The following is a 21,709-nucleotide window of genomic DNA, read 5'->3' on the forward strand; positions in this document are numbered from 1 at the left end:
TATAATAGAATAAAACCGAAAATGTTAATGGTTGAAAGGAAAAAAAACGAAAATTAATCTATAATATTGGGGAGAAGATGTGGATAGTTTTTCAAACTATCGCTTTGCCTTAGCAACAACAGCTCTTGACAATTTAGCCGCCTTACAAATCGCCTTTTCATTTGTCTCATGTTTCGCGAAACTGAGCAGCCTTCCTGCTCTTATTATAAGTGCGATATAAAATTCAGTAAACTCAGGGGCTTGCATGACCGCAAGAATCTCAATTATGTGGTTGCTAACCTTTGAGGGTTGCTAATGAGGGCGCTCAACACATAGCCAATCCTTACAAAGCATACATTAGAGCGGCCTTAGTGCGCCCATTCGGACGCACAAAGGCCGCTCTAAATTATAAAATCTACGGGTCGTCCTTTCCAAAAATCGAATCCGATTTTTGGGCGATGCCGCAGAGTAATTGCATATATGGAGCAGGCTACTGTTCCGAAAACCGCATGACGGAGTTTTTATGCCCATTCGCGCTGACTGGAATGCAGCCTCGTTGTCTGCAAAATTTTATTCCAGAATCTGGGGCAAGAATGAACCTGGTGGCGTTATTATCGGGTTCGATCTGCAAGGCGTTAAGTTTGCCTATGCAGGTGGTTTGGAAAGTCTCGCGACAGGTGTTCCTTTCACAGCCAACACTGTTGTCCGCTACGCATCTATAACCAAGCATATCTTCTGTACCATGGCATTGCGTCATGCAGATGTGATCGACCTCAACGATAGACTTGGCGACCATCTGCCAGAGTTGCAAAGTCCCTTGGCCGATGTTTCTGTCGGTCGCGCGCTTGATATGACGTCGGGTTTGCCGGATGTGCGCGAATGCCTGACACTGCTGGGATTGTCCGTTTATACACATACCGATGCGGAAAGCCTATTGGAATTTCTTTCGACGTTGAACCGGCTGAACTTCAATGCGGGTAGCGAAATCTCCTATTCCAACACGGGCTATCGGCTCGTTGAAGCAGCGTTTGAACGCAAAGGTTTGTTTTTTAAGGATTTTGTTAAATCTGAGATTAGCGATTTGCTCGACATATCCATTGAAGTTCCGGATATTTGGGGCGACCCTGTCAAAGGACTCGCGCCGGGCTATTGGAGGTCTGGAGACAGATGGCAGGAAAGCGCAGCTGGCCTTCAACTCTCAGCATCAGGAAGTCTGACAGGTAGCGGAATGGCGCTCACAAAATGGGCGCAGGCTCTCCTTGAAGACAAGGAGCAGTTTAACGGTCTGCTTTCACGCCTTTCAACTGAACGCTTCCTCAATGACGGACGGCCAACCGGTTACGGTCTTGGTTTGCGCTGGAATGAAATTGGTGGCACGCGCTTCATTGGTCATGGTGGATCGCATCCGGGGTATAAAAGCTATTTTCTGCTTGATCCCACGGAGAAAACCGGAATCATAGTTGTGAGCAATCGCGAAGACGCTGATACTTACAAAATAGCGCGCGACTGTATGGCAGCACTCAATGAATTGGATCTGCCTGATGCCAACTGTACCATTCCGGACGGAATATATGTCACAGAAACAGGGCCGTTCTGGATTGAGATGCGCGAAGGCGTTGCTAACTATTTCGGTGCTGAAGATCGTCTCTACGATATAGGCGAAGGCTGGTTCTCTTCTCTATCTCCGTCATCACCAATGACGTTGCGCTGGACCGGCGATGCGTTGCAAGGCGAAATCGGCCATGTCGGGCGCGAATTGAAATCTGTAACCGCTCGCCCCGCAGGCAAAGAGTTTGATGGCCGCTGGACCGCACCACTTTATGGTGCCTCCTTTACCATCGACAATGGCCATATCATTATGGGAATTGGCCCGACGCGACAGATCATGCCATTGGAAGATCTCGGAAATGGCAGAGCGCTGTTCACATTGCGCGATGGGCCGTGGAACAAGCGCATCTGTATCCATATGCTCGATGAAGATCGTCTCGAACTGGTACTTAACCGCAGCCGCATGATTGAATATCAGCGTTGAACAAGCTTCATTAGAGTGCGTTTCGATCTGATTGGATCAGATCGGCGCTCTAAATATTTGTTTTAACGCGCATCTTTGTCCGAAAACCGTTTCATACTTTTCGGGATGCGCTCTAGGCCGTGGTGACGATTTCACTTTTGCAGCGGTATGAGGGAAAATCGTTCAGCTTTAGGAGTAAAACCGAAGGTGGAGTATTCTCCATTGAGGTTTTACGACGACAAGATGGGCGATTTTCACCATATCCCTCAAGGGACGCGGCGGATTTCCCCTCTGGCTTTGTCGAAGTTCGCTCAAGGAGGAATAACTCCTCATCGCTCACTTCTCCTCGCCAGCGTCAAAATCCCGCTCGCGCCGCTGATAAGTTAAATCGTCACCACGGCCTAAAGCATTTCCAGCAAAAGTGGATGCCGGTTTTGCATTGGACAATGCATAAAAACAAATAGTTACAGCGGTTCCAACGATTCAGTCTTAACTGGAGCCGCTGTATGGTATTTTCGGGAAATTGATTCCGAAAATAATTTGAATGGAGTGAGCCAATGCTTGAACAGATGATCGATCAAGGGGCCGGTCGTGAACCCGCCGACATCGTGCTGAAAGGTGGCCGCTTCTTTGATCTTGTAACCGGTGAACTGGTTGAAAGCGACATTGCGATCAGCGGTGATCGCATCGTGGGCACCTTTGGGCACTATCAGGGTAAACAGGAAATAGATATTTCGGGACGCATCATCGTACCAGGTTTTATCGATACGCATTTACATATTGAATCCTCGCATATCACGCCGCATGAATTCGACCGTTGTGTATTGCCACAGGGTGTTACCACTGTCGTCTGCGATCCGCATGAAATTGCGAATGTGCTGGGCGCGGAAGGCCTGCAATATTTCCTCGATAGTTCGCTTGAAACCATCATGGATATTCGCGTTCAGCTCTCGAGCTGCGTGCCTGCAACACATATGGAGACCTCTGGCGCTGAACTTCTGATCAACGATCTGCTGCCTTTTGCCGATCATCCCAAGGTCATAGGACTGGCCGAGTTCATGAACTTTCCAGGCGTTCTCTCCAAAGCCCCCGAGTGCATGGCGAAACTCAAAGCATTTCAGGGACGTCATATCGATGGTCACGCACCGCTTCTGCGCGGGCTTGATCTGAATGGCTATATCGCTGCCGGAATTCGCACTGAACACGAGGCGACAAGTGCTGAGGAAGCGCTTGAGAAGATGCGTAAGGGTATGCATGTGCTTGTGCGTGAAGGCTCAGTGTCCAAAGACCTGCATGCTTTGATGCCGATTATTACCGAGCGCCATTCGCAGTTTCTCGCGCTCTGCACGGATGATCGAAATCCTCTAGACATCGCTGATCAGGGACATCTTGATTATCTCATCCGCACGGCAATTGCCGGAGGCGTTGAGCCGCTTGCTATCTATCGCGCAGCCAGTGTTTCAGCAGCACGTGCATTTGGCATGTTTGATCGCGGACTGGTCGCACCGGGACAACGCGCTGATCTCGTGATCGTTGACAGCCTTGAAGGTTGTCATGCCGAAATCGTACTTTCGGCGGGCAGGGTGGTTTCAGAAAAACTGTTTTCAGGTCGCAATCCGGTTGCAGAAGTTGGACGCAACAGTGTGAAAGCGCCAACAGTCAGCGCGTCAAACTTCAGGTCGCAATCCAATAGCGGCAAGACGCGTGCAATTGGCATTGTTCCAGGCAAAATCATCACCGAAAGCCTCGAGTTTGACCTGAAGGTGGGACCACATGGCGTTGAGCCCGATCTTGAGCGCGACGTTGTCAAAATCGCAGTCGTCGAGCGGCATGGAAAAAATGGCAATATCGCCACAGGTTTCGTCCATGGCTTTGGTTTGAAAGCGGGGGCTATCGCCTCGACTGTCAGCCACGACAGCCACAATATCTGCGTTGTCGGCGTCTCGGATGAAGACATTGCAGCCGCCGCCAACCGCTTGGGTGAAATTGAAGGTGGATTTGTCGTTGTGCGCGACGGCAAAGTGCTCGCAGAAATGCCCTTGCCGATTGCCGGACTGATGAGCATTGAACCTTATGAAACAGTCCGAGAGCAGCTTCGCGAGCTTCGCCATGCAGCCGAAGAGCTTGGCTCAGTTCTTGAAGAACCATTCCTTCAGCTGGCTTTTGTTGCGTTGCCAGTTATCCCACATCTGAAGATCACAGATCGCGGACTAGTCGATGTCGATAAATTCGAGTTTGTTGGAAACTAATAAAATCAGCGATCAATTCGCGTCGAAAGAATGATCGAAGACATGGTGCGCTCAACACCTTCGAGCGCACCGATTTTATCGAGCACGATATCCAGTTCCTGAATCGATGGCGCTTCGACCACCACAATCATATCGAAATGACCGCTGACCGAGTGCAACGTGCGCACAGCCATGATGCCACGCAATGCGGCTTCAACCTTTGGTGCAAATTTCGGCAGCGCTGTCACCAGCACATGCGCACGCACCAGATCACGTTCAAATTCCGGAGCGATTCGAACGGTATAGCCTTCGATTACGCCCCGCTTTTCCAGCTTTTCCAACCTGCTTTGTACGGTCGTGCGTGACACGCCGAGCCTTCTTGCAAGGTCGGCTGTGGAGGCGCGGGCGTTTTCACGCAACAGGGCAATGAGGGCGAGGTCAGCATTTGTCGTCATAATGCATATTAAATACGTCATATTGTACAAACAAACAACGTGAAATCGTCAGTTTAAATGCTTCTTTTCGCCGAAAATTGTGAGATCCTTTATCCATCGAAATTGCATTACCCAACTTGCCTTATCAAAGGGGAATAGACATGAAAGAGATCGTTGTTGTAGGCGCGGGCAAAATCGGCGCGACCATTGCCGATCTTCTGGCTTCGACTGGTGATTACGCTGTAACGGTTGTTGACCGTTCGCAGGCTCAGCTCGATGCGCTGGACACGGGTGCGGAAGTCAAGACGCAGGCCCTTGACATTGCTGATGCCAAGGCACTTGAAGCTGTTTTGACAGGTAAGTTTGCAGTTCTGAGCGCTGCACCTTTCCAGCTGACCACGCTCATTGCAGAAGCCGCAGCCAAGACCGGCGTTCATTACCTCGACCTTACCGAAGACGTTGCCAGCACCAAGCGCGTCATGGAACTCGCACAGGATGCAAAGACTGCGTTCATTCCACAGTGCGGTCTGGCTCCAGGCTTCATCTCGATCGTTGCTTACGATCTCGCAAAGCGCTTCGACACGCTCGAAAACGTGCGTATGCGCGTTGGCGCCCTGCCAGAATTCCCGTCCAATGCTCTGAACTACAACCTCACCTGGAGCACTGACGGCCTGATCAACGAATATATCGAGCCATGCGAAGCCATCGTAAACGGCAAGCTGACCAAGGTTCCAGCGCTCGAAGAACGCGAAGAATTCTCGCTCGACGGCGTGACCTACGAAGCATTCAACACGTCGGGCGGCCTCGGCACGCTTTGCGATACGCTCGAAGGCAAGGTTCGCACACTTAACTACCGCACGATCCGTTATCCGGGACACGTTGCGCTCATGAAGGCGCTGCTCAACGATCTTGGTCTTCGTCATCGCCGTGAAGTGCTCAAGGACATTTTCGAAAATGCTCTGCCAAGCACATTGCAGGACGTTATCGTGATCTTCGTAACCGTTTCCGGCACCAAGAACGGTCGTCTGGTTCAAGAAACTTATGCGAACAAGGTTTATGCCAATCAGGTTGGCAAAATCGTTCGTTCGGGTATTCAGATCACGACTGCTTCGGCGATTTGCGCTGTGCTTGACATGCTGGCCAAGGGCGAAATTGCACAGAAGGGTTTTGTTCGTCAGGAAGACATCACGCTTGATGCATTCCTCGCAAACCGCTTCGGCAAAGCCTATGCTCAGGAAGATCACGCGACTCGTCTCGTTGCCTGAAAGCACCATTAAGGCACATCAGACCTGTTGCGTTTAATACGCAACGGGTCATTTTGCGTTCAGTCAATGACATCAAAGTTGTAATTGAATTTGTTTGGCTGTGCGGGCAGGCCAAACTGAGAGCTTAAAAAAGCCCGCGACTAAGAAGTGGAATAGGGAAGCGATGTTTAAAACAATTTTGCTGGCCGGACTGGCCTCTGTCGTTCTTGCCTTGCCTGGGCAGGCAAAGGAATGGAAAGAAATCCGTATTGCCAGTGAAGGCGCCTATCCGCCCTTCAACTTCATGTCGCCAAGCGGCAAGCTTGAAGGCTTCGACATTGATATTGCCAATGCGCTTTGCGAAGCCATGGAAGCCAAGTGCGAGATCGTTTCCAATGACTGGGATGGCATGATCCCGGGCCTGCAGGCCAATAAGTTCGATGCCGTTATTGCTTCGATGGCAATCACACCAGAGCGTGAAAAGCAGGTTGCTTTTTCGGATCGCTATTACACGACGCCACTGGCAGTCGTGGTTCCTAAAGACACCGACATTACCTCGCTTGAGCCTTCTGCATTCGACGGCAAGACTGTAGGCGCGCAAGCCGGCACCACGCAAGGTAACTATGCAGACGATGTTTATGGCAAGGCTGGCGCAGATGTGAAGCTGTATCCAACGGCTGACGAAGCAAATGCCGATCTCGAAAACGGCCGCATTGACGCTATCGCAGCTGACAAGTTCCTCGCCGCTGATTGGCTGAAGAAGCAGGGCGCTGATTGCTGCAAGTTCCTGGGCGATATCCCAGGTTCTGAAACCAAGATTTCTATTGCCATGCGTCAGGGTGACGATGATCTGCGTGAACAATTCAACGCAGCGATCAAAAAGATCCGTGACAACGGCACTTATGAGACAATCCGCAAGAAGTATTTCGACTTCGACATCTATTGATAAAATTATCGGACGCCGCTCAATCTTTAACTTGAAACAAGCGGCGTCCGGTGCTTCATTCGATTCATAATATTGCGGGCGGGCAACCTGCAAAACAGAACCATAACAACGGTCAAGGGGAATATTATGCTGAAATCAATCCTGTTCGCAGGCGTCGCTTCCATTATCGCCGCACTTCCAGCGCAGGCGAAAGAGTGGAAGGAAATCAAGATTGCGACGGAAGGTGCTTATCCTCCGTTCAATTTCGTTGCGGCTGATGGTTCTTTGCAGGGGTTGGACGTTGATATTGCGAATGCGCTTTGCAAGGCGATGGAAGCCAAGTGCACGATCGTCGCCAATGATTGGGACGGTATGATTCCGGGCCTTCAGGCCAACAAATTTGATGCCGTCATTGCGTCGATGAGCGTGACTGAAGAGCGTCAGAAACAAGTATCTTTCACCAACAAATATTATTCGACACCGCTTTCGGTTGCCGTTCCTAAAGACAGCAAGATTACTGCGCTCGACGCAGAAGCCTTCAAGGGTAAATCAATCGGCGCACAGGGATCAACCACGCAGGCGACCTATGCCGAAGATGTTTACGGTAAAGCCGGTGCCGATGTGAAACTTTATCCGACCGCAGATGAAGCCAATGCCGATCTCAAAAGTGGGCGCCTTGATGCCGTCATTTCGGATAAGTTCCCAATTTCCGATTGGATTAAGGGCGACGGCGGTGAGTGCTGCAAACTGATTGGCGATGTGCCAGGTACGCAGACTGACACAGCTATTGCTGTGCGTAAGGACGACAACGATCTGCGTGAGCAGTTCAACGCCGCGATCAAGAAAATTCGCGAGGACGGCACCTATGCAACTGTGGTGAAGAAATATTTCGATTTCGATATTTATTGATCGAAGATAAGTTACTTGTAAAAAGTTTCACTCTTTGATGTATGCAAGAGCGCGCTGGCACATCGTCAGCGCGCTCTTTCGTGTGATGGGATTGGCGGGAATACCATGCAGCAACAAGATGTCATCGTTCTGGGGGCGGGTATCGTCGGAGTTTCCGCAGCGCTGCATCTGCAAGCGCGCGGTCGTTCGGTTGTTCTGGTTGATCGAGGCGAACCGGGGCAGGGCACGAGCTATGGTAATGCTGGTCTTATCGAACGTTCCAGCGTTATTCCGTATTCATTCCCTCAAGGCTTTGGCACACTTCTACGCTATGGCCTTAATCGCCGTTCCGACGTGCGCTATGATCCATTCTATGTGTCGCGCATCGCGCCCTGGCTGTTCCAATACTGGCGTGAATCCTCACCAGAACGGCTAAAAATTGCAACAAATGCAATGCTGCCGCTTATTGAAGCGAGTGTTCGCGAACATGATCTGCTGATCACCCAAGCTGGTTGTGAAAGGCTTGTTCGTTCGCAGGGCTGGATCGAGGTGTTCCGCAATGAGTCAGCATTCAATGCGGCCATGCAACGCCTCCCTCAATTGCAACCCTATAATCTCGCCTATGACGTGCTTGATTCCAATACGCTAAGGCAGAGGGAAACGACCCTTGGTGCGGTTGCCGGCGGCATTCATTGGCTTGACCCCAAGACGATCGTCAATCCCGGTGGTCTCGTGCAAGCCTATGCCGATCTTTTCCGGCAAAACGGTGGAACTTTCGTAAATGGTGATGCGGCCTCACTCGTTGAAGCCGGAAATGGTTGGCAGGTGACCACTCAACAAGGTCCGATCTCTGCACGCGATGTTGTGGTGGCTCTTGGTCCTCAGTCCGGTCTGATTTTCAAGAATTTCGGTTATGCAATTCCGCTTGGTATCAAGCGTGGACATCACATGCATTTTGAAATGCAGGATGGTGCTCGGCTCGGTCATACACTGGTCGACGAGGAAGCCGGTTATGTACTTGCACCAATGGTGCAGGGAGTGCGCCTTTCGACAGGCATCGAGTTCGCTTCGCCCGATGCGCCTGCTAATTTTATTCAGCTTAATCGAGCAGAAAAGGTTGCTCGCCGCCTTTTACCGCAACTGGGTAATGCTGTGGAAGCGAAACCTTGGCTCGGGTTACGTCCTTGTCTGCCAGACATGCGTCCAGTGATCGGGCCAGCACCACGCCATAAGGGGCTGTGGTTTGATTTCGGTCATGCCCATCATGGTTTGACGCTTGGACCGGCCAGCGGCCGCTTGCTTGCTGAAATGATGACAGGCGAGAAGACATTTACCGATCCTGCACCTTATTCAGCAAAACGTTTCCTATAAGCGGCTTCAAATATTAGCGAGCGGCCTTGTCAGCGGCAGTGTCGCGGGGGTATCAATTCCGCATCCGTCCAATCCGCGTTCTGCGGCCAAACTGATCCGGAAAAATCTCGTGAAAATGAAAACTTTGGGCCGTACAGGCCTCAATGTAACTGAAATCTGCCTTGGCACCATGACATGGGGCGTGCAGAATACTGAAAACGACGCCCACGAACAGCTCGATTATGCCGTCGATGCCGGTGTCAACTTCATCGACACTGCTGAAGGTTATGCCATTCCGATGAGTCCGGAAAGTTACGGTAAGACCGAAACCTATATTGGTAACTGGTTCAAAAAATCCGGCAAACGCGACCGCGTCATCCTTGCCAGCAAAATTGCAGGTGGTGGACGTCAGGAATGGATACGCGGAGGCGCTAAGCCAAGTCGTGCAAGTGTCGCCGATGCGGTGAATGACAGCCTGAAACGTCTTCAGACAGATTATATTGATCTTTACCAGATTCACTGGCCATCACGTCCGCATTACCATTTCGGTCAGGGTTGGAGTTTTGATCCATCCAAAGTTGACCCAAAGGCCGAAACGGTGCAGATTCACGACGTTCTTCTCGGCCTTGAAGATGCGGTTCGCGCTGGCAAAATCCGTCATGTCGGCCTTTCTAACGAAACTGCCTGGGGCACGATGCAGTGGCTGAAAATCGCTGAAGAACACAAGCTGCCGCGTATGGTGTCAATCCAGAATGAATATGGCTTGCTACAGCGTCAGTTTGATTTCGATTTGGCCGAAGTATCCTTGTTCGAAGACGTTGGTTTGCTCGCTTACTCAACGCTTGCTGCTGGCGTTCTGACCGGAAAATATCTTGGCGGAAAGATTCCTGAAGGCTCGCGCGCTTCCGTCACCGATGGTGGCCTTTGGCGCGATAATTCTTACTCGGAGCCCGCCATTCGCGCTTACATCGATGTGGCGAAGAAGCACGGTCTCAATATCGCACAGATGGCAATCGCTTTCTCGCTGACGCGCCCCTTCATGAACTCGGTCATTATCGGTGCGACATCGGTTGAACAGCTCAAGATCGATATCACTGCGAGCGAGGTAAAGCTTTCAGACGAAGTTCTGGCAGACATTGAAAAGGTCTACCGCACCTATCCGCGTCCACTTTAGAGCGCATCCAGAAAAGTGTGAAACGGTTTTCGGACAAAGACGCGCGTTAAAACAAATGTTTAGAGCGCTGATCTGATCCAATCAAATCGAAACGCGCTCTAATTAAAAAAGCCAGCTGCATATGTTGTGGCTGGCTCAGCCTTTAAGATAAATCTCGTGTTTTACATGCCAATCATCGATTGGTGTATCGCTTGATGAGCTCACGATCACCAGACGGTCAAACCGCAGTTTTCGCCCTGAAAGCTCTTTGGCGAAGCGTTGCATTTCGGTTTGCTTGAGCGCTGAATCGTCAACACCATAGGCCAGCGAGACATGAGGCATAAAGCTCTGCAAGCTGGCTTCACTGGATATTTCAAGTGAATCTTGTTTAAGACACATCAAGGCTGGAGCTTTTTCCAACGCTGCATAAAACGAACGGAAATACGCCTCGCTTCCTGTCACATCTTCGATTGCCAGTTCCAGCGGTTGGCGTCCAATCGCAAGACTCATCACCTGTGGCAGAAGTTCTTCCGCTGAACAATTCATGTCTGGCACAAGCGTTGCATGCGGCTCGAACGCTGGCGAATGGAAATGTTTGCTTAAATCCCGGACAATGTCTTCGAGAAAGATAAGATCATCATGCGCAGGGCTCAGCCAAATGGAATGATCGGACATTCAGGTTTTGCTTCCGTTAGCGGTATTATCGGTTTTAAGGGGCCGCACGCTGCCGCGCAGGATAAGCGGAGTGTCGATCATCACCATTTGTGGCGGTGCATTGGGCGCACTCTGCCGCTCATCGAGCAGACGGACAATTTCGGCTGACAGGCGCTCGGCATTCTGATCAAACGTTGTGAGCCTATAGGCACCCCAACGTGCTTCGGTGACATTGTCGAAGCCAATCACTGAAAGATCGTCTGGTATAGAGAGATTGAAAACGTCGCGCGCGCAATCAATCAGCCCGAACGCCATCAGGTCGTTGACGCAAAAAACGGCTTCAACGCGGTCACGCTCACTGAGGAGGAGTGATGCCGCAGCAAAGCCACCATCATAATCAGTCAATTCCCCCCGTTGAACGCTGACGTCCAGACCAAGGCTTTTTGCGCGAGCGATATAGGCTTCTTCGCGTTCCAGCAGATTAGGGCTACGAACATTCGATGTCACAAGTCCCAATCGTTTCATGCCGCGCGCTACGAACACGTCGACCGCCGTTTCTGCCGCTTGCCGGTTATTGATCCGGATATGATCCGGACCATCTTCATTGCGACCGACAACAATCAGCGTATGTCCGTTACGTTGAGCTAGTTCGACAAAGGATGACGAAGGCATACCAGACAGAACAACTGTCGCCTCCGCTCGATAACGGAGAAGCGTTTGGTGCGCGGCTGAAAGGTTTTCGCCGTGCTGGCCCGTTGGGATCAATACCGGAACGCTGCCACGCGCTGTCAGCCTGCGTGAAAGCGCTGCAATCTGACGCGAGCGGAAGGGGCTCGCCGGATCAGCCGCAATCATACCAACAATACGGCTGCGCTTGGCCAACAGACCACGCGCAAGATCATTGACCTGATAACCCAGTTTTTCGGCTGCTTTCAGCACCTTTTCGCGCGTGGAAGGCGACACACTGGCACCGGGCGTAAAAGTTCTGGACACGGCAGAACGAGATACGCCAGCTTCGACCGCGACTTCATGAGCGCTGATAAAACGCGGCAGATGTTCTGAAAGCTCATCCTGAAGGCGATCATTATCTGCCATTGTTATCGACCTACTTTGGAAAGCACATCAGCTCTCAGGAAACGTTCAACCACGAACATGAAGGCAATTGAAGGCACCAGCAAGATCAGCGCGCTGATCGACGCGATCTGATAATTGCCGCCAGAACTTGCTGTATAAAGCATGAGCGGTAATGTTGTAATGTCAGGTGCCCCCACAAAATACGTTCCCGTGAACTCATCAAGTGATTCAAGGAACACAAAAATTGCGCTGGCAAGCAGGCCGGGGGCAGCGATTGGCAATGTGATGTGGAAGAATGTTTTCATGGCAGACGCCCCCATTGAGCGTGCTGCTTCTTCCAACTCCCGATCAATCGCTGAGAAGGCAGCAGTTGCAATCCATACCGCATAGACGAGACCGTGGGTCACATGCACCAGAACCACGCCTGTAATCGTGCCATTCAATCGCAGAGAATAGAACATCTGCGCGATATTGACGTAGATTGGCAGGTTTGGGAATGCCTGCGGAATCAACAAGATGAGCAGAACGAGCCCGCGAAACGGAAGCTTCAATCGTGCCAGCGCATAGCCTGCCGGAATAGCAAGACCGAGCGAGACGACCACCGTCAGGCTTGCGATAACCACACTTGTTCCGAGCGAGGAAAGCGCATTGCCACGCGCTGAAAACACATTCGCCCAGAAGGAAAAGCCATACTGAATGGGTAGGGTATGCGGAAAATACCAGCGTTCTGCAACTGCCCAAAGAAGCAGATTGGCGAGCGGCCCGAAGATTGCGAAGGCCAATAGACCAAGTACGATGCCGCGCGGGATCCAGCGCCAGTCAAATACATTGCTCATTAGCCATGCTCCTTCATGGTTTGTCTGAGATAAATCCATGCAACCAGACTGGTCATCAGGAGCGAGATGGTGCCGAGCGCATTGGCAACGCCGTAATCGCCATAAGCATTAATGCGGAATGCCATATTAGCGGTGATCATGGTTGGAGATTGGGCGTTGATCATGAGCGGTACGGAAAGCACAGACATCATGGTTACGAAACTGAGGATCAGGCCTACCAGCAGCGTTGGGCGCACTTGCGGAAGTACGATTTCGATTAGAATGCGCAGGCGTCCTGCACCGAGATTGCGCGCCGATTCAATCGTGCTGCGATCAATCGATGCCATAGCACCAGCCAGTAGCAATGTGACGAAGGGCGTCTGTTTCCAGACGAACGCGATCACGATGCCGCGCCAGTCGAGAAAGCTCATAGCTTGAAGTGGTGTCAGAACGCCGCTTTCGATCAATAGGCTGTTCATCAGACCATTCTTGGCAAGAAAGGTGCGCAAGATCTGGCCAACGACAATGAAAGGAATGAATAGCGGCCAGCGATAGAGCCAGCGTAGAACCGTAACTGCACGTTGATTGGAGCCGAGCGTCAAATATCCGCCAATAGCGATGGAAAAAAGCGCAATCAGTGCAGAGGAGAGGGTGACAATCACAACCGTGAACAGCATATCGCTTGAATAAAGTTCGAATGCCTTTGTGAAATTGCCGAAACCCCAGTCTTCGCCAACATGAAATGCACCGGTTATCGAGCCAAACAGCGGCACGATGAACAGAAACAGCACGATGGCCAATGCTGGAGCAACCAGCAGAAAACCCGTCATTCTCTGCGACATGGATATTCCCCGAATTTTTGAATTATCGACCGGATGCGTATTAGAGCGTTTCCTACTTTGATTGAATCAGGAGAAACGCTCTAAGCATTTGTTTTATCGCATTTACCTCACGCAAAACCGCTTCGCACTTTTGCTGGAAATGCGCTCACGCACCCCGCCTATGCCTTTATTAGTTGCCGACCTGACGCTCGTAAGCTTCCAGGATCGCGGTGTTGTATGGTGCAATCGGGAAAGGCTTGCCATATTTGGCCAGATCTTCCGGCGAAATGTCGGTGAAAAGCTTGTTCCACGTATCGGCATCAAGTTCTGCCTTGACGTGATCGGCATCAATGCCTGGATACCAGTTGAAGCGCTTCACGATGCCTTCGGCCTGAACCTTTGGGCTGGTTGCCAGTGCCACGAATTTTTCAGCCAGTTCCTTGTTGGCGCTCTTTTCAGGAATGACGTAATGCATCGGCTGACCCGGCATACCCGGCGAAGGCAGCACAAGCTTCATTTCTGGCGGAAGCTGACCATTGGCCTTCCACGAATAGAACATATCGACCCAGACCGGGCCCATAGCAATTTCACCACGGCTCAGCATGTCGAGCGTACCGGCATTGCCCGGCGTCAGCGTTGCATTGGTGGTGAAATCCTTGAGCGATGCAAAAGCCTTATCCCAGTTCTTGGCTTCGCCTTCTTCAAACGGGCCTTTCATAAGTTTGTCGGCATCGCCGCCATAGGCATAAATCCAGCCCATCACGAAGCTCACGCCTGATGCGCCGCCCTTGATACCGTTATAGCCGAACTGCTTCGGGTTTTCCTTGGCCCATGTAACCAGCTCGTCATAGCTTTTCGGCGGATTAGCAACGAGCGCAGGATTATAGGCAAGCGCGGTCTGGCTGTTGAACATTGGCATGACATAGCCATCAACATCCGTACCAAGCGCCATCTTGGCGTTACCGCGCGTTACGAGCTTGCCGCTGTCGATCTTGCTGCGATAGTTTTCGAGAAACTTCTTTTGGACCATTGGGCCGGCAAATTTTTCATGGACAACGGCAACGTCGGCGTCCCACTTTTCAACGCCAGCCTTGGATTGTGCTTCAAAGCGCTCGAGAATTTTTTGCGAACCAGCATCGCCCGGTCCCGTGCCGACAACGCGAACCGTCGTGCCGGGATTTTCCTTCTCGAACAATGGGCCGAGATATTCGTTCACATAATCGACCATGTTCTGGTCGCCTGCGGTCAGAACGGTCAGTTCATTGGCTGCCGCGGGCGACGCCGTCAGACCAAGGACGAGAGCTGTTTTCAGGATCGTCTTCATCGAATAGTTCCTGCTTCTTTGATCCGCTTAGCGGAAGATTTCGACGGTTGGATATTGGATATCCGGTGAGGTGTGATCGGGAATTTTGTGCGGCTGCGGGCAGTTTAAGGCCCGCAATCCTGTGGTGAGCAGTAGGCACTGCTAAGATCGATTTTCGGCGCAGTTTCATCGCAATGCACACCTGTGCATCTTCAAGCTTCCTGCCGAATTGATCGATCAAATCACTTGTCGAACAGAAATAGAGCCTGTTCGGGAATGCGAATTTCTACCTGTGAGCCGGGTTCGTGACTTTCCGGGGCATCGACCAGAAGATGCCTGCCGCCTACGCTAATCATGTGTCGCCAAAGGCCGCCCGGATAGCTGGTCTGATCGACGGTTCCGGACAGAATGAGTTCCGGCGTTGTGGCGGAATTGGGCGACCCGGGTGCGGTGAGCTTTGCCGCTTCACTGCGAAAGCGTGCTTTAGCAATACCGTCAGACAAATTGCGACGCCCCGCCGGAATTGTACTCGCCTTGTTATATGTTCCGGCGGCAATCTCGATACGGTCAGCTTTGACTGTAACGGGCAGCTCAATAAGGTTTTCAGCCCCCATGAATGCCGCTACAAAATCAGAAGCCGGGTGATTGTAGACTTCTTCGGGTGCGCCAGCTTGCGCCACTTCACCATTATTCAGGATCACGATGCGATCAGCCATGACCATGGCTTCTTCGCGATCATGGGTCACATGAACCGCGGTAATGCCAAGGCGACGCTGTAGGGCGCTGATCTCATGACGAACCGACAGGCGAATACGTGCATCAAGATTGGAAAGCGGTTCATCGAGCAACAAGATATCGGGTTCAATAGCCAGTGCGCGTCCAAGTGCAACACGCTGGCGCTGGCCACCGGATAGTGCAGCCGGCTTACGATCAAGAAGGGCGTCAAGTCCCAGAAGACGCGCAACTTCCTGAACTTTTTGCCGGATTGTATCTTTTGCAGTTCCGCGAATGCGTAATCCATAACCAATGTTCTGGGCAACCGTCATGTGTGGCCAGAGCGCATAGGACTGGAAAACCAGAGCCATGCCGCGTTTGTCTGGTGGAAGGCGAGTGACATCTTTACCACCGACGCGGATCGCGCCATCGCTTGGTGTGTTGAAACCTGCAATTGCACGCAGCAAAGTGGTCTTGCCGCAGCCCGATGAGCCAAGCAGCGCCACAAACTCCCCCTTCTTGACCGAAAGGTCTACACCTTTAAGAATCTCATTATTGCCATAACGGACGCGTGCATCCGCTACCTCCAAAAACGCAGGCATATGCGTATCCTCCCCAGGATCGACGGCCGGTTTTATTTTTTCTGCACAGCCGTGCAATCTGGATTGAAGCATTTTTATTTTACCTCGACAAGCAACAAATTGAATTGCGCTGGAAAATCGTGAGCAGCATTTACTGGCCGCCTGTTGATATGGCTATCTAACGAGGTTTTATAACAGTGGTATGACTAGAGATGCGCAGCTGTGCAAAAAACGTGGACAGCGTTGCAAAGCTATCCACGCTGCACGCAAGCTGCTCCAATACATTGGGCATGTCTCTCAAAAGTGGAAACCAGTTTTGGGATAAAGACATGCGTTGTGCTTTAGAGCGCGTTTCGATCTGATTGGATCAGATCGACGCTCTAAATATTTGTTTTAACGCGCATCTTTGCCCGAAAGCCGTTTCACACTTTTCGGGATGCGCTCTAAGACAACCTACAGGTTATTTATTCAGGCCGTTTCGGTCTCATGCTGTGCTTCTGTTCGCGCTGTGCGCCATGATGAGAACAGGAACGCTACAATGAAAATTACAGTCATCAGCAGTACGATTGTCGGAGCAGGGGCGCTGTCGATGAAGAACGACAGATAGACGCCCATGAAAGACGAAACGACCGCTACAATCACTGCGACAATCATCATACTGCTGAACCTACGGGTGAGCAGAAAGGCGATTGCGCCGGGCGCTATGAGCAGTGAGATGGCGAGAATGATGCCGACTGCTTTCAGGACACCGACAATGGTCAGCGAAATCAAGCAGAGAAGCCCATAATGCAGAAGCCTTACCGGCAATCCAACTGCACGCGCTTGCGCCGGATCGAATGCATGAAGCAGAAAATCGCGCCATTTGACGATGAGAACGCCGGCCGTCACCGCAGCGATGACTGCGGTCTCGACAAGATCACCTGTGTTGATACCTAGAATATCACCGAATAGAATGTGATCGAGGTGCACATTTGCACGTACCGATACGTAAAGCACGAGACCCAGCCCGAACATGCCGGAGAAAACAATGCCCATCACTGTGTCTTGCTTGATCCGGCTGTTTTCCTTGAGAAATCCGGTCGCAAGAGCACAGATCATGCCTGCAATGAAAGCACCGATGCCAAAGGGCAGCCCCACCATATAGGCAATGACGACGCCCGGCAGAACGGCATGACTGATAGCATCGCCCATCAGTGACCAGCCTTTAAGCACCAGAAAGCAGGAGAGCAGGGCGGTTGGTATGGCAATCAGCACCGAAGCGATCAGCGCATAGACCATGAAATCGAACTGAAATGGCATCAAAAGCATGTCAGGAAAACTCATGGCTGCGCCTCCCGTAATGCGCTTGCCGCACGTCTTCTGGCTGCCAGCATTCCATGTTTGGGTGCGAGAAAGAACACAGTCAGGAAGACCAGTGTTTGCAATACGACAATGATCCCGCCGGTGGCGCCGTCCATGAAATAGCTGACATAGGCACCGATAAAGCTCGTCAGCGCGCCGATAATGACTGCAATCCATAGAAGTCGAGAGAAACGGTCCGTCAGAAGATAAGCTGTCGCGCCTGGTGTTACGACCATGCAGATCACCAGAAACGCGCCCACCGTTTGCATTGCAGCAACCGTCGAGGCCGAAAGCAGCGTAAAGAACATAATTTTCAGTGCGGTTGGTTTTAGGCCGATCGAGCGCGCATGGCTTTCGTCAAAAAAGACCACCATCAGGTCTTTCCATTTCAACAGCAGCAATGCAAGCGAGACAAAGCCGATGATCGCCAGTTGCAGGATATCGCCTGGTGTGATCGCGAGGATATTACCAAGCACGATTGTCTGAATGCTGATCGAGGTTGGCCGTAATGAAATCATGAAAAGGCCAAGCCCAAAGAAGGCCGTAAAAATCAGCCCGATGATCGCATCTTCCTTGAGCTTCGTGCGCTGATTGAGAAACAGCATGGCCGCAGCAGCCAGTCCACCAGAGAAGAATGCGCCAATGGAAAAGGGCAGGCCCAGCATATAGGCGCCAGCAACGCCCGGAACGATGGAATGGGAGAGGGCATCACCAATCAGCGACCAGCCTTTAAGCATCAGATAGGCAGAGAGAAACGCGCAGACACCACCGACAAGGGCAGAAACCCACATCGCGTTGATCATATAGCCATATTGAAATGGTTCGAGCAGAAGGGCCATCAATCGTGTCCCTTTGTGTTTTGCTCATAGAGAACGAAAGGCCGTTCATCATCGGTGATTACGCCGACAGCTGAGCGATTATGTTTGGTCGCCTCATCCAAAACCAGATGACGCAGAACGCCGCCAAACGTCTTTTCCAGATTGGCTTGCGTAAAAATCTCTTCTGTCGGGCCGTAGGCGAGCACTGTGTTCTTGACCAGAACCGTGCGATCACAGAATTCCGGCACACTGCCAAGATTGTGTGTCGAAACCAACATCACACGCCCTTCGTCACGAAGTCCGCGCAGGAGGGTGACGATTGCTTCTTCCGTCTTCACATCTACGCCGGTGAACGGCTCATCAAGCAGGATTATGCGGCCGTCCTGCGCAAGTGCACGTGCAAGAAACACGCGCTTCTTTTGCCCCCCGGAGAGTTCACCGATCTGACGCTTGCGATATTCGAGCATGTTGACACGGCTCAATGCCTTATCGACCGCTTCGTGATCAGCACGGCGGGGAATCCGCATCATACCCATATGGCCATAACGTCCCATCATGACGACGTCCTCGACCAGAACAGGAAAGTTCCAGTCAACTTCTTCACTTTGTGGCACGTAAGCGACAAGGTTTTTCTTGAGCGCTTCTTTAACCGGCAAGCCAAGGATTGTGATCTCACCTTTGGCAAGATGTACAAAGCCCATGATGGCTTTGAATAGTGTCGATTTGCCTGAACCGTTCACACCTACAAGTGCTGTAATCGTTCCAGTCGGGATATTGAACGTCGCATTGCGCAGGGCTGTGTGCCCGTTGCGATAGGTTACAGTCGCATCTTTCACGTTCAAACCGTTTGCCGCGCTTTGTTCAAGCGCGGTGAGATTTTCGGTGTGATGACTGATCGGGACGTTCATTGTTTGAGGCCCTTTGCAATGGTGCTCGAGGTGACTTTCAGAAGGTCAAGATAGGTTGGCACGGGGCCGTCGGCTTCTGAGAGAGAATCGACATAAAGAACGCCGCCATATTTCGCCCCAGTTTCACGCGCGACTTGCTCTGCAGGAGCGGCAGAGACCGTGCTTTCCGAGAACACCGCAGTAATGCCGTTCTCCCGCACGGCATCAATCACCTTGCGAACCTGCTGCGGCGTGCCTTGCTGATCAGCATTGATTGGCCAGAGATATAGTTCTTTCAGGTTGAAATCTCGTGCGAGATAAGAGAACGCACCTTCACTCGTTACCAACCAGCGCTTGTCTGCCGGAATTGAATCAAGTTCAACATGAATCGGATCAATCGCAGCCTTGATCTGCGCTTTGTAATTTTCTGCATTCGCCTTGTAGATGTCCGCATTGGCCGGATCATATTTTACAAAGGCATCACGGATATTGTCGACATAAATGAGAGCCGAGGTAGGAGACATCCAAGCATGGGGATTGGGTTTGCCGCTATATGGGCCTTCATTAATATCCATCGGCACAACACCGTCAGACGCAACAGCACTCGGCACGTTCTTCAGGCGCGAGAAGAATTTTTCGAACCACAATTCCAACCCGAGGCCATTCCACAAAACCAGTTTCGCATCCTGTGCCTTAATAAGATCGCCCGGCGTTGGCTGGTATCCATGAATTTCAGCACCCGGCTTCGTAATTGATTCAACCGTTGCCGCGTCACCCGCAACATTGCGTGCAATGTCGGCAATCACTGTGAATGTGGTTACAGCTTTGAATTTTTCAGCAGCCAAAGCTGCGCCAGACATCACACAAAGCAACACACCCCCGGTAAGGCCAGCCGTCAAAGCCCGCGCGAAAAGTCGAATCATCCCCAACTCCTTAATGCCAATCATTTGCATTTGCATAAAATAGAAAATGGCTATCCACAAGCGCTTTTGCAAATCATTTGCAAAAGTGGGGACACATTTTGTGGATCGAACCGTCCGGCAAAAAAAGAAAAATACACCAATAAATTGTATTCTTGATTATTTTTGTGTAACTTCCTGCGTCGTGGATGTAGCCCTTCTGGCGGCATTTGGGACGATTTTTATATCAGCGATACCATTCAATCCAGCTATGGCAGACGTGCATGCGTTCGGAATCATTCTCATATTTGCTTTTTTGGGACGGGAACAAAGATGCGCTCAAGTACCGATAAAACTAATAAAAATCATAGTTCTGTGCGTGAAGCAACGACCTACACAGGATCAGATCATCACACTGAAATGATAAATTCCACAAAAGGCTGCTTCACCTATGGCGTGACTGAGATCGGTCAGCATGTATATGTGTCGGATCAAACTTTAGGGATAATATTGCTGGAGCCGATACGCAATCTAAGGTGGAAATCAGGAGGTGGCGGCGAATTCATTTCGAGCTATGTCGCTGGAACAGCTTTCATTATCCCGGCAAAACAAACCTTGGAAATCTGCTGGACCGAACCTGCGGAATATTTGCGGCTAACCATTCCAACAATCGTCAATCCGGCCGAGAATGAAAAAAACGGTGCGGCTGACCAGGAAGGTACAGCTGGCAATATTATCAATTTTTCCAGCAAGCAATGTCTGCAGGTGAGCCAGCTTGTTATTGAGCAGCTGATGGAAAATGACGAAGAGAAGCAAGGCTATCTCGCTTCTCTTCATTCTGTTTTGGTCCATCTTTTACAACGGAATGCTCGGACGGTTCAATCATCGGCGGTGATGCCGGCGGGCCTGAGCAGCTATGCAGCTCGTCAAATAGAGGCGTATTTGAAAGATAAGTTCCGTGAGCCGGTGTCCGTACGCGATATGGCATTGGCGCTGGGCATATCGGCCGGGCACTTTGCAACCCGTTTTCGGGAAAGCTTCGGCCAAACGCCCCACCAGTATCTGATGAGCTTGCGGCTGGATGAAGCTGAGCGGTGGCTGAGAGAAACAGATATGCCAATCAGCGCTATCGCGGCACGACTAAGTTTTTCAAGCCAGAGCCATCTTACAACCGCTCTAAGAAAATACAGACGACTTACCCCCGGTGAAATCAGGCGCCGAAGTTCGCATCTAAAATACCGCAGGCCCTAGATAGTCCACAGTATCACGAAGATTCTTAGCGGCCGACTATCAAGACTAGTTCGCTGTTGTTGTCGAACCACGTTTCAGCCATTTGCGCCAAATGTGAATTTCGCTTCTGCGTCGCAAGCGACGAACACGGTGAGAGTCGTGGGATAAGACGATTAAACCGAGCGGTAACATCCAGAAACCAAGGACTGGCAAAAATCCTAATGCGCCGCCAACAACGAGTGTACCACCAAGCGCTCTCCGCATCATGACCGATTGCGGCATAGGGATTCGCTTTCCAAGAATCACAATCACACGTTTTCGCGGTTTTGGTTCGTATTCTTCGGTCACTCGGCATTTCTC

20 protein-coding genes are annotated in these 21,709 nt (G+C 51.2%); 8 read left to right on the forward strand and 12 right to left on the reverse strand.

Annotated features, from left to right (window positions below):
* The first annotated feature begins 502 nt into the window (after positions 1-502).
* Together CEV33_RS04020 and ade are read left to right on the forward strand one after the other, a co-directional pair.
* A complete protein-coding gene (locus tag CEV33_RS04020; RefSeq protein ID WP_094539149.1) occupies positions 503-2,011 on the forward strand; it encodes a serine hydrolase domain-containing protein in 1,509 nt (502 codons plus the stop codon).
* Between the two features lie 536 nt (positions 2,012-2,547).
* On the forward strand, positions 2,548-4,239 hold the full coding sequence (ade, locus tag CEV33_RS04025; RefSeq protein ID WP_094539150.1) for an adenine deaminase: 1,692 nt from the start codon (positions 2,548-2,550) through the stop codon (positions 4,237-4,239).
* 5 nt (positions 4,240-4,244) lie between these two features.
* On the opposite strand, the gene CEV33_RS04030 is transcribed toward ade, so the two are convergent.
* Positions 4,245-4,673, reverse strand: a complete 429-nt coding sequence (locus tag CEV33_RS04030; protein ID WP_167388119.1) for an Lrp/AsnC family transcriptional regulator — start codon at positions 4,671-4,673, stop codon at positions 4,245-4,247.
* A gap of 140 nt (positions 4,674-4,813) precedes the next feature.
* Between CEV33_RS04030 and CEV33_RS04035 the strand changes: the two genes are divergently transcribed.
* From CEV33_RS04035 to CEV33_RS04055, 5 genes are all read left to right on the forward strand, one after another.
* On the forward strand, positions 4,814-5,917 hold the full coding sequence (locus CEV33_RS04035) for a saccharopine dehydrogenase family protein (RefSeq protein ID WP_094539152.1): 1,104 nt from the start codon (positions 4,814-4,816) through the stop codon (positions 5,915-5,917).
* Positions 5,918-6,080: 163 nt separating this feature from the next.
* Positions 6,081-6,842: an ABC transporter substrate-binding protein gene (locus CEV33_RS04040; RefSeq protein ID WP_094539153.1), complete on the forward strand. Its 762-nt coding sequence runs from the start codon at positions 6,081-6,083 to the stop codon at positions 6,840-6,842.
* A 126-nt stretch (positions 6,843-6,968) separates the two neighbouring features.
* Positions 6,969-7,730: an ABC transporter substrate-binding protein gene (locus CEV33_RS04045; protein WP_094539154.1), complete on the forward strand. Its 762-nt coding sequence runs from the start codon at positions 6,969-6,971 to the stop codon at positions 7,728-7,730.
* 105 nt (positions 7,731-7,835) lie between these two features.
* Complete coding sequence (locus CEV33_RS04050) at positions 7,836-9,080, forward strand: NAD(P)/FAD-dependent oxidoreductase (RefSeq protein WP_094539155.1); 1,245 nt, start codon at positions 7,836-7,838, stop codon at positions 9,078-9,080.
* A gap of 115 nt (positions 9,081-9,195) precedes the next feature.
* Positions 9,196-10,233 (forward strand): aldo/keto reductase, encoded by a 1,038-nt coding sequence (locus CEV33_RS04055; RefSeq protein ID WP_094539156.1) that lies wholly within the window; start codon positions 9,196-9,198, stop codon positions 10,231-10,233.
* Positions 10,234-10,368: 135 nt separating this feature from the next.
* Here CEV33_RS04055 and CEV33_RS04060 read toward each other — a convergent pair whose 3' ends face one another.
* From CEV33_RS04060 to CEV33_RS04105, 10 genes are all read right to left on the reverse strand, one after another.
* Positions 10,369-10,887, reverse strand: a complete 519-nt coding sequence (locus tag CEV33_RS04060) for a 2'-5' RNA ligase family protein (RefSeq protein ID WP_094539157.1) — start codon at positions 10,885-10,887, stop codon at positions 10,369-10,371.
* The gene (locus CEV33_RS04065) at positions 10,888-11,961 is read right to left on the reverse strand and encodes a LacI family DNA-binding transcriptional regulator (RefSeq protein WP_094539158.1); all 1,074 of its coding nucleotides are present in this window, start codon (positions 11,959-11,961) and stop codon (positions 10,888-10,890) included. It abuts the gene before it with no gap.
* Between the two features lie 2 nt (positions 11,962-11,963).
* Positions 11,964-12,776 (reverse strand): ABC transporter permease, encoded by an 813-nt coding sequence (locus CEV33_RS04070; RefSeq protein ID WP_024896257.1) that lies wholly within the window; start codon positions 12,774-12,776, stop codon positions 11,964-11,966.
* Positions 12,776-13,597 carry an ABC transporter permease gene (locus CEV33_RS04075; RefSeq protein ID WP_094539159.1) on the reverse strand — a complete coding sequence of 274 codons (822 nt, stop codon included), beginning with the start codon at positions 13,595-13,597 and terminating at the stop codon, positions 12,776-12,778. The genes CEV33_RS04070 and CEV33_RS04075 overlap by 1 nt, the downstream gene beginning before the upstream one ends.
* Positions 13,598-13,766: 169 nt before the next feature.
* Positions 13,767-14,900 (reverse strand): ABC transporter substrate-binding protein, encoded by a 1,134-nt coding sequence (locus CEV33_RS04080; RefSeq protein WP_094539160.1) that lies wholly within the window; start codon positions 14,898-14,900, stop codon positions 13,767-13,769.
* A 221-nt stretch (positions 14,901-15,121) separates the two neighbouring features.
* Complete coding sequence (locus CEV33_RS04085; RefSeq protein ID WP_094539161.1) at positions 15,122-16,195, reverse strand: ABC transporter ATP-binding protein; 1,074 nt, start codon at positions 16,193-16,195, stop codon at positions 15,122-15,124.
* A gap of 447 nt (positions 16,196-16,642) precedes the next feature.
* Positions 16,643-17,497 carry a metal ABC transporter permease gene (locus CEV33_RS04090; RefSeq protein ID WP_094539162.1) on the reverse strand — a complete coding sequence of 285 codons (855 nt, stop codon included), beginning with the start codon at positions 17,495-17,497 and terminating at the stop codon, positions 16,643-16,645.
* Positions 17,494-18,354 (reverse strand): metal ABC transporter permease, encoded by an 861-nt coding sequence (locus CEV33_RS04095; RefSeq protein ID WP_094539163.1) that lies wholly within the window; start codon positions 18,352-18,354, stop codon positions 17,494-17,496. Before CEV33_RS04095 ends, CEV33_RS04090 begins: the two co-directional genes overlap by 4 nt.
* Positions 18,354-19,241: a manganese/iron ABC transporter ATP-binding protein gene (locus tag CEV33_RS04100; RefSeq protein WP_094539164.1), complete on the reverse strand. Its 888-nt coding sequence runs from the start codon at positions 19,239-19,241 to the stop codon at positions 18,354-18,356. Before CEV33_RS04100 ends, CEV33_RS04095 begins: the two co-directional genes overlap by 1 nt.
* Positions 19,238-20,143, reverse strand: a complete 906-nt coding sequence (locus CEV33_RS04105) for a metal ABC transporter substrate-binding protein (protein WP_094539252.1) — start codon at positions 20,141-20,143, stop codon at positions 19,238-19,240. Before CEV33_RS04105 ends, CEV33_RS04100 begins: the two co-directional genes overlap by 4 nt.
* A 309-nt stretch (positions 20,144-20,452) precedes the next feature.
* On the opposite strand from CEV33_RS04105, the gene CEV33_RS04115 reads away from it, so the two are divergent.
* Complete coding sequence (locus tag CEV33_RS04115; RefSeq protein WP_235818358.1) at positions 20,453-21,370, forward strand: helix-turn-helix domain-containing protein; 918 nt, start codon at positions 20,453-20,455, stop codon at positions 21,368-21,370.
* 45 nt (positions 21,371-21,415) lie between these two features.
* Here CEV33_RS04115 and CEV33_RS04120 read toward each other — a convergent pair whose 3' ends face one another.
* Positions 21,416-21,697, reverse strand: coding sequence for a hypothetical protein (locus CEV33_RS04120; RefSeq protein WP_094539167.1), 282 nt, complete (start codon positions 21,695-21,697; stop codon positions 21,416-21,418).
* Positions 21,698-21,709: the final 12 nt, after the last annotated feature.

The sequence above is a fragment of the Brucella grignonensis genome (assembly GCF_002252505.1).
In the GTDB taxonomy this organism is placed as follows: Bacteria; Pseudomonadota; Alphaproteobacteria; order Rhizobiales; family Rhizobiaceae; genus Brucella; species Brucella grignonensis.

What these genes read in the sequence shown, in the direction of transcription:
- CEV33_RS04075 (WP_094539159.1), bottom strand. Translation starts at nt 13,597, where the DNA reads ATGTCGCAGAGAATGACGGGTTTTCTGCTGGTTGCTCCAGCATTGGCC.
- CEV33_RS04095 (WP_094539163.1), bottom strand. Translation starts at nt 18,354, where the DNA reads ATGGCCCTTCTGCTCGAACCATTTCAATATGGCTATATGATCAACGCG.
- CEV33_RS04100 (WP_094539164.1), bottom strand. Translation starts at nt 19,241, where the DNA reads ATGAACGTCCCGATCAGTCATCACACCGAAAATCTCACCGCGCTTGAA.
- CEV33_RS04065 (WP_094539158.1), bottom strand. Translation starts at nt 11,961, where the DNA reads ATGGCAGATAATGATCGCCTTCAGGATGAGCTTTCAGAACATCTGCCG.
- CEV33_RS04070 (WP_024896257.1), bottom strand. Translation starts at nt 12,776, where the DNA reads ATGAGCAATGTATTTGACTGGCGCTGGATCCCGCGCGGCATCGTACTT.
- CEV33_RS04085 (WP_094539161.1), bottom strand. Translation starts at nt 16,195, where the DNA reads ATGCCTGCGTTTTTGGAGGTAGCGGATGCACGCGTCCGTTATGGCAAT.
- CEV33_RS04020 (WP_094539149.1), top strand. Translation starts at nt 503, where the DNA reads ATGCCCATTCGCGCTGACTGGAATGCAGCCTCGTTGTCTGCAAAATTT.
- ade (WP_094539150.1), top strand. Translation starts at nt 2,548, where the DNA reads ATGCTTGAACAGATGATCGATCAAGGGGCCGGTCGTGAACCCGCCGAC.
- CEV33_RS04035 (WP_094539152.1), top strand. Translation starts at nt 4,814, where the DNA reads ATGAAAGAGATCGTTGTTGTAGGCGCGGGCAAAATCGGCGCGACCATT.
- CEV33_RS04115 (WP_235818358.1), top strand. Translation starts at nt 20,453, where the DNA reads ATGCGCTCAAGTACCGATAAAACTAATAAAAATCATAGTTCTGTGCGT.
- CEV33_RS04060 (WP_094539157.1), bottom strand. Translation starts at nt 10,887, where the DNA reads ATGTCCGATCATTCCATTTGGCTGAGCCCTGCGCATGATGATCTTATC.
- CEV33_RS04090 (WP_094539162.1), bottom strand. Translation starts at nt 17,497, where the DNA reads ATGAGTTTTCCTGACATGCTTTTGATGCCATTTCAGTTCGATTTCATG.
- CEV33_RS04105 (WP_094539252.1), bottom strand. Translation starts at nt 20,143, where the DNA reads ATGATTCGACTTTTCGCGCGGGCTTTGACGGCTGGCCTTACCGGGGGT.
- CEV33_RS04050 (WP_094539155.1), top strand. Translation starts at nt 7,836, where the DNA reads ATGCAGCAACAAGATGTCATCGTTCTGGGGGCGGGTATCGTCGGAGTT.
- CEV33_RS04045 (WP_094539154.1), top strand. Translation starts at nt 6,969, where the DNA reads ATGCTGAAATCAATCCTGTTCGCAGGCGTCGCTTCCATTATCGCCGCA.
- CEV33_RS04040 (WP_094539153.1), top strand. Translation starts at nt 6,081, where the DNA reads ATGTTTAAAACAATTTTGCTGGCCGGACTGGCCTCTGTCGTTCTTGCC.
- CEV33_RS04080 (WP_094539160.1), bottom strand. Translation starts at nt 14,900, where the DNA reads ATGAAGACGATCCTGAAAACAGCTCTCGTCCTTGGTCTGACGGCGTCG.
- CEV33_RS04055 (WP_094539156.1), top strand. Translation starts at nt 9,196, where the DNA reads ATGAAAACTTTGGGCCGTACAGGCCTCAATGTAACTGAAATCTGCCTT.
- CEV33_RS04030 (WP_167388119.1), bottom strand. Translation starts at nt 4,673, where the DNA reads ATGACGACAAATGCTGACCTCGCCCTCATTGCCCTGTTGCGTGAAAAC.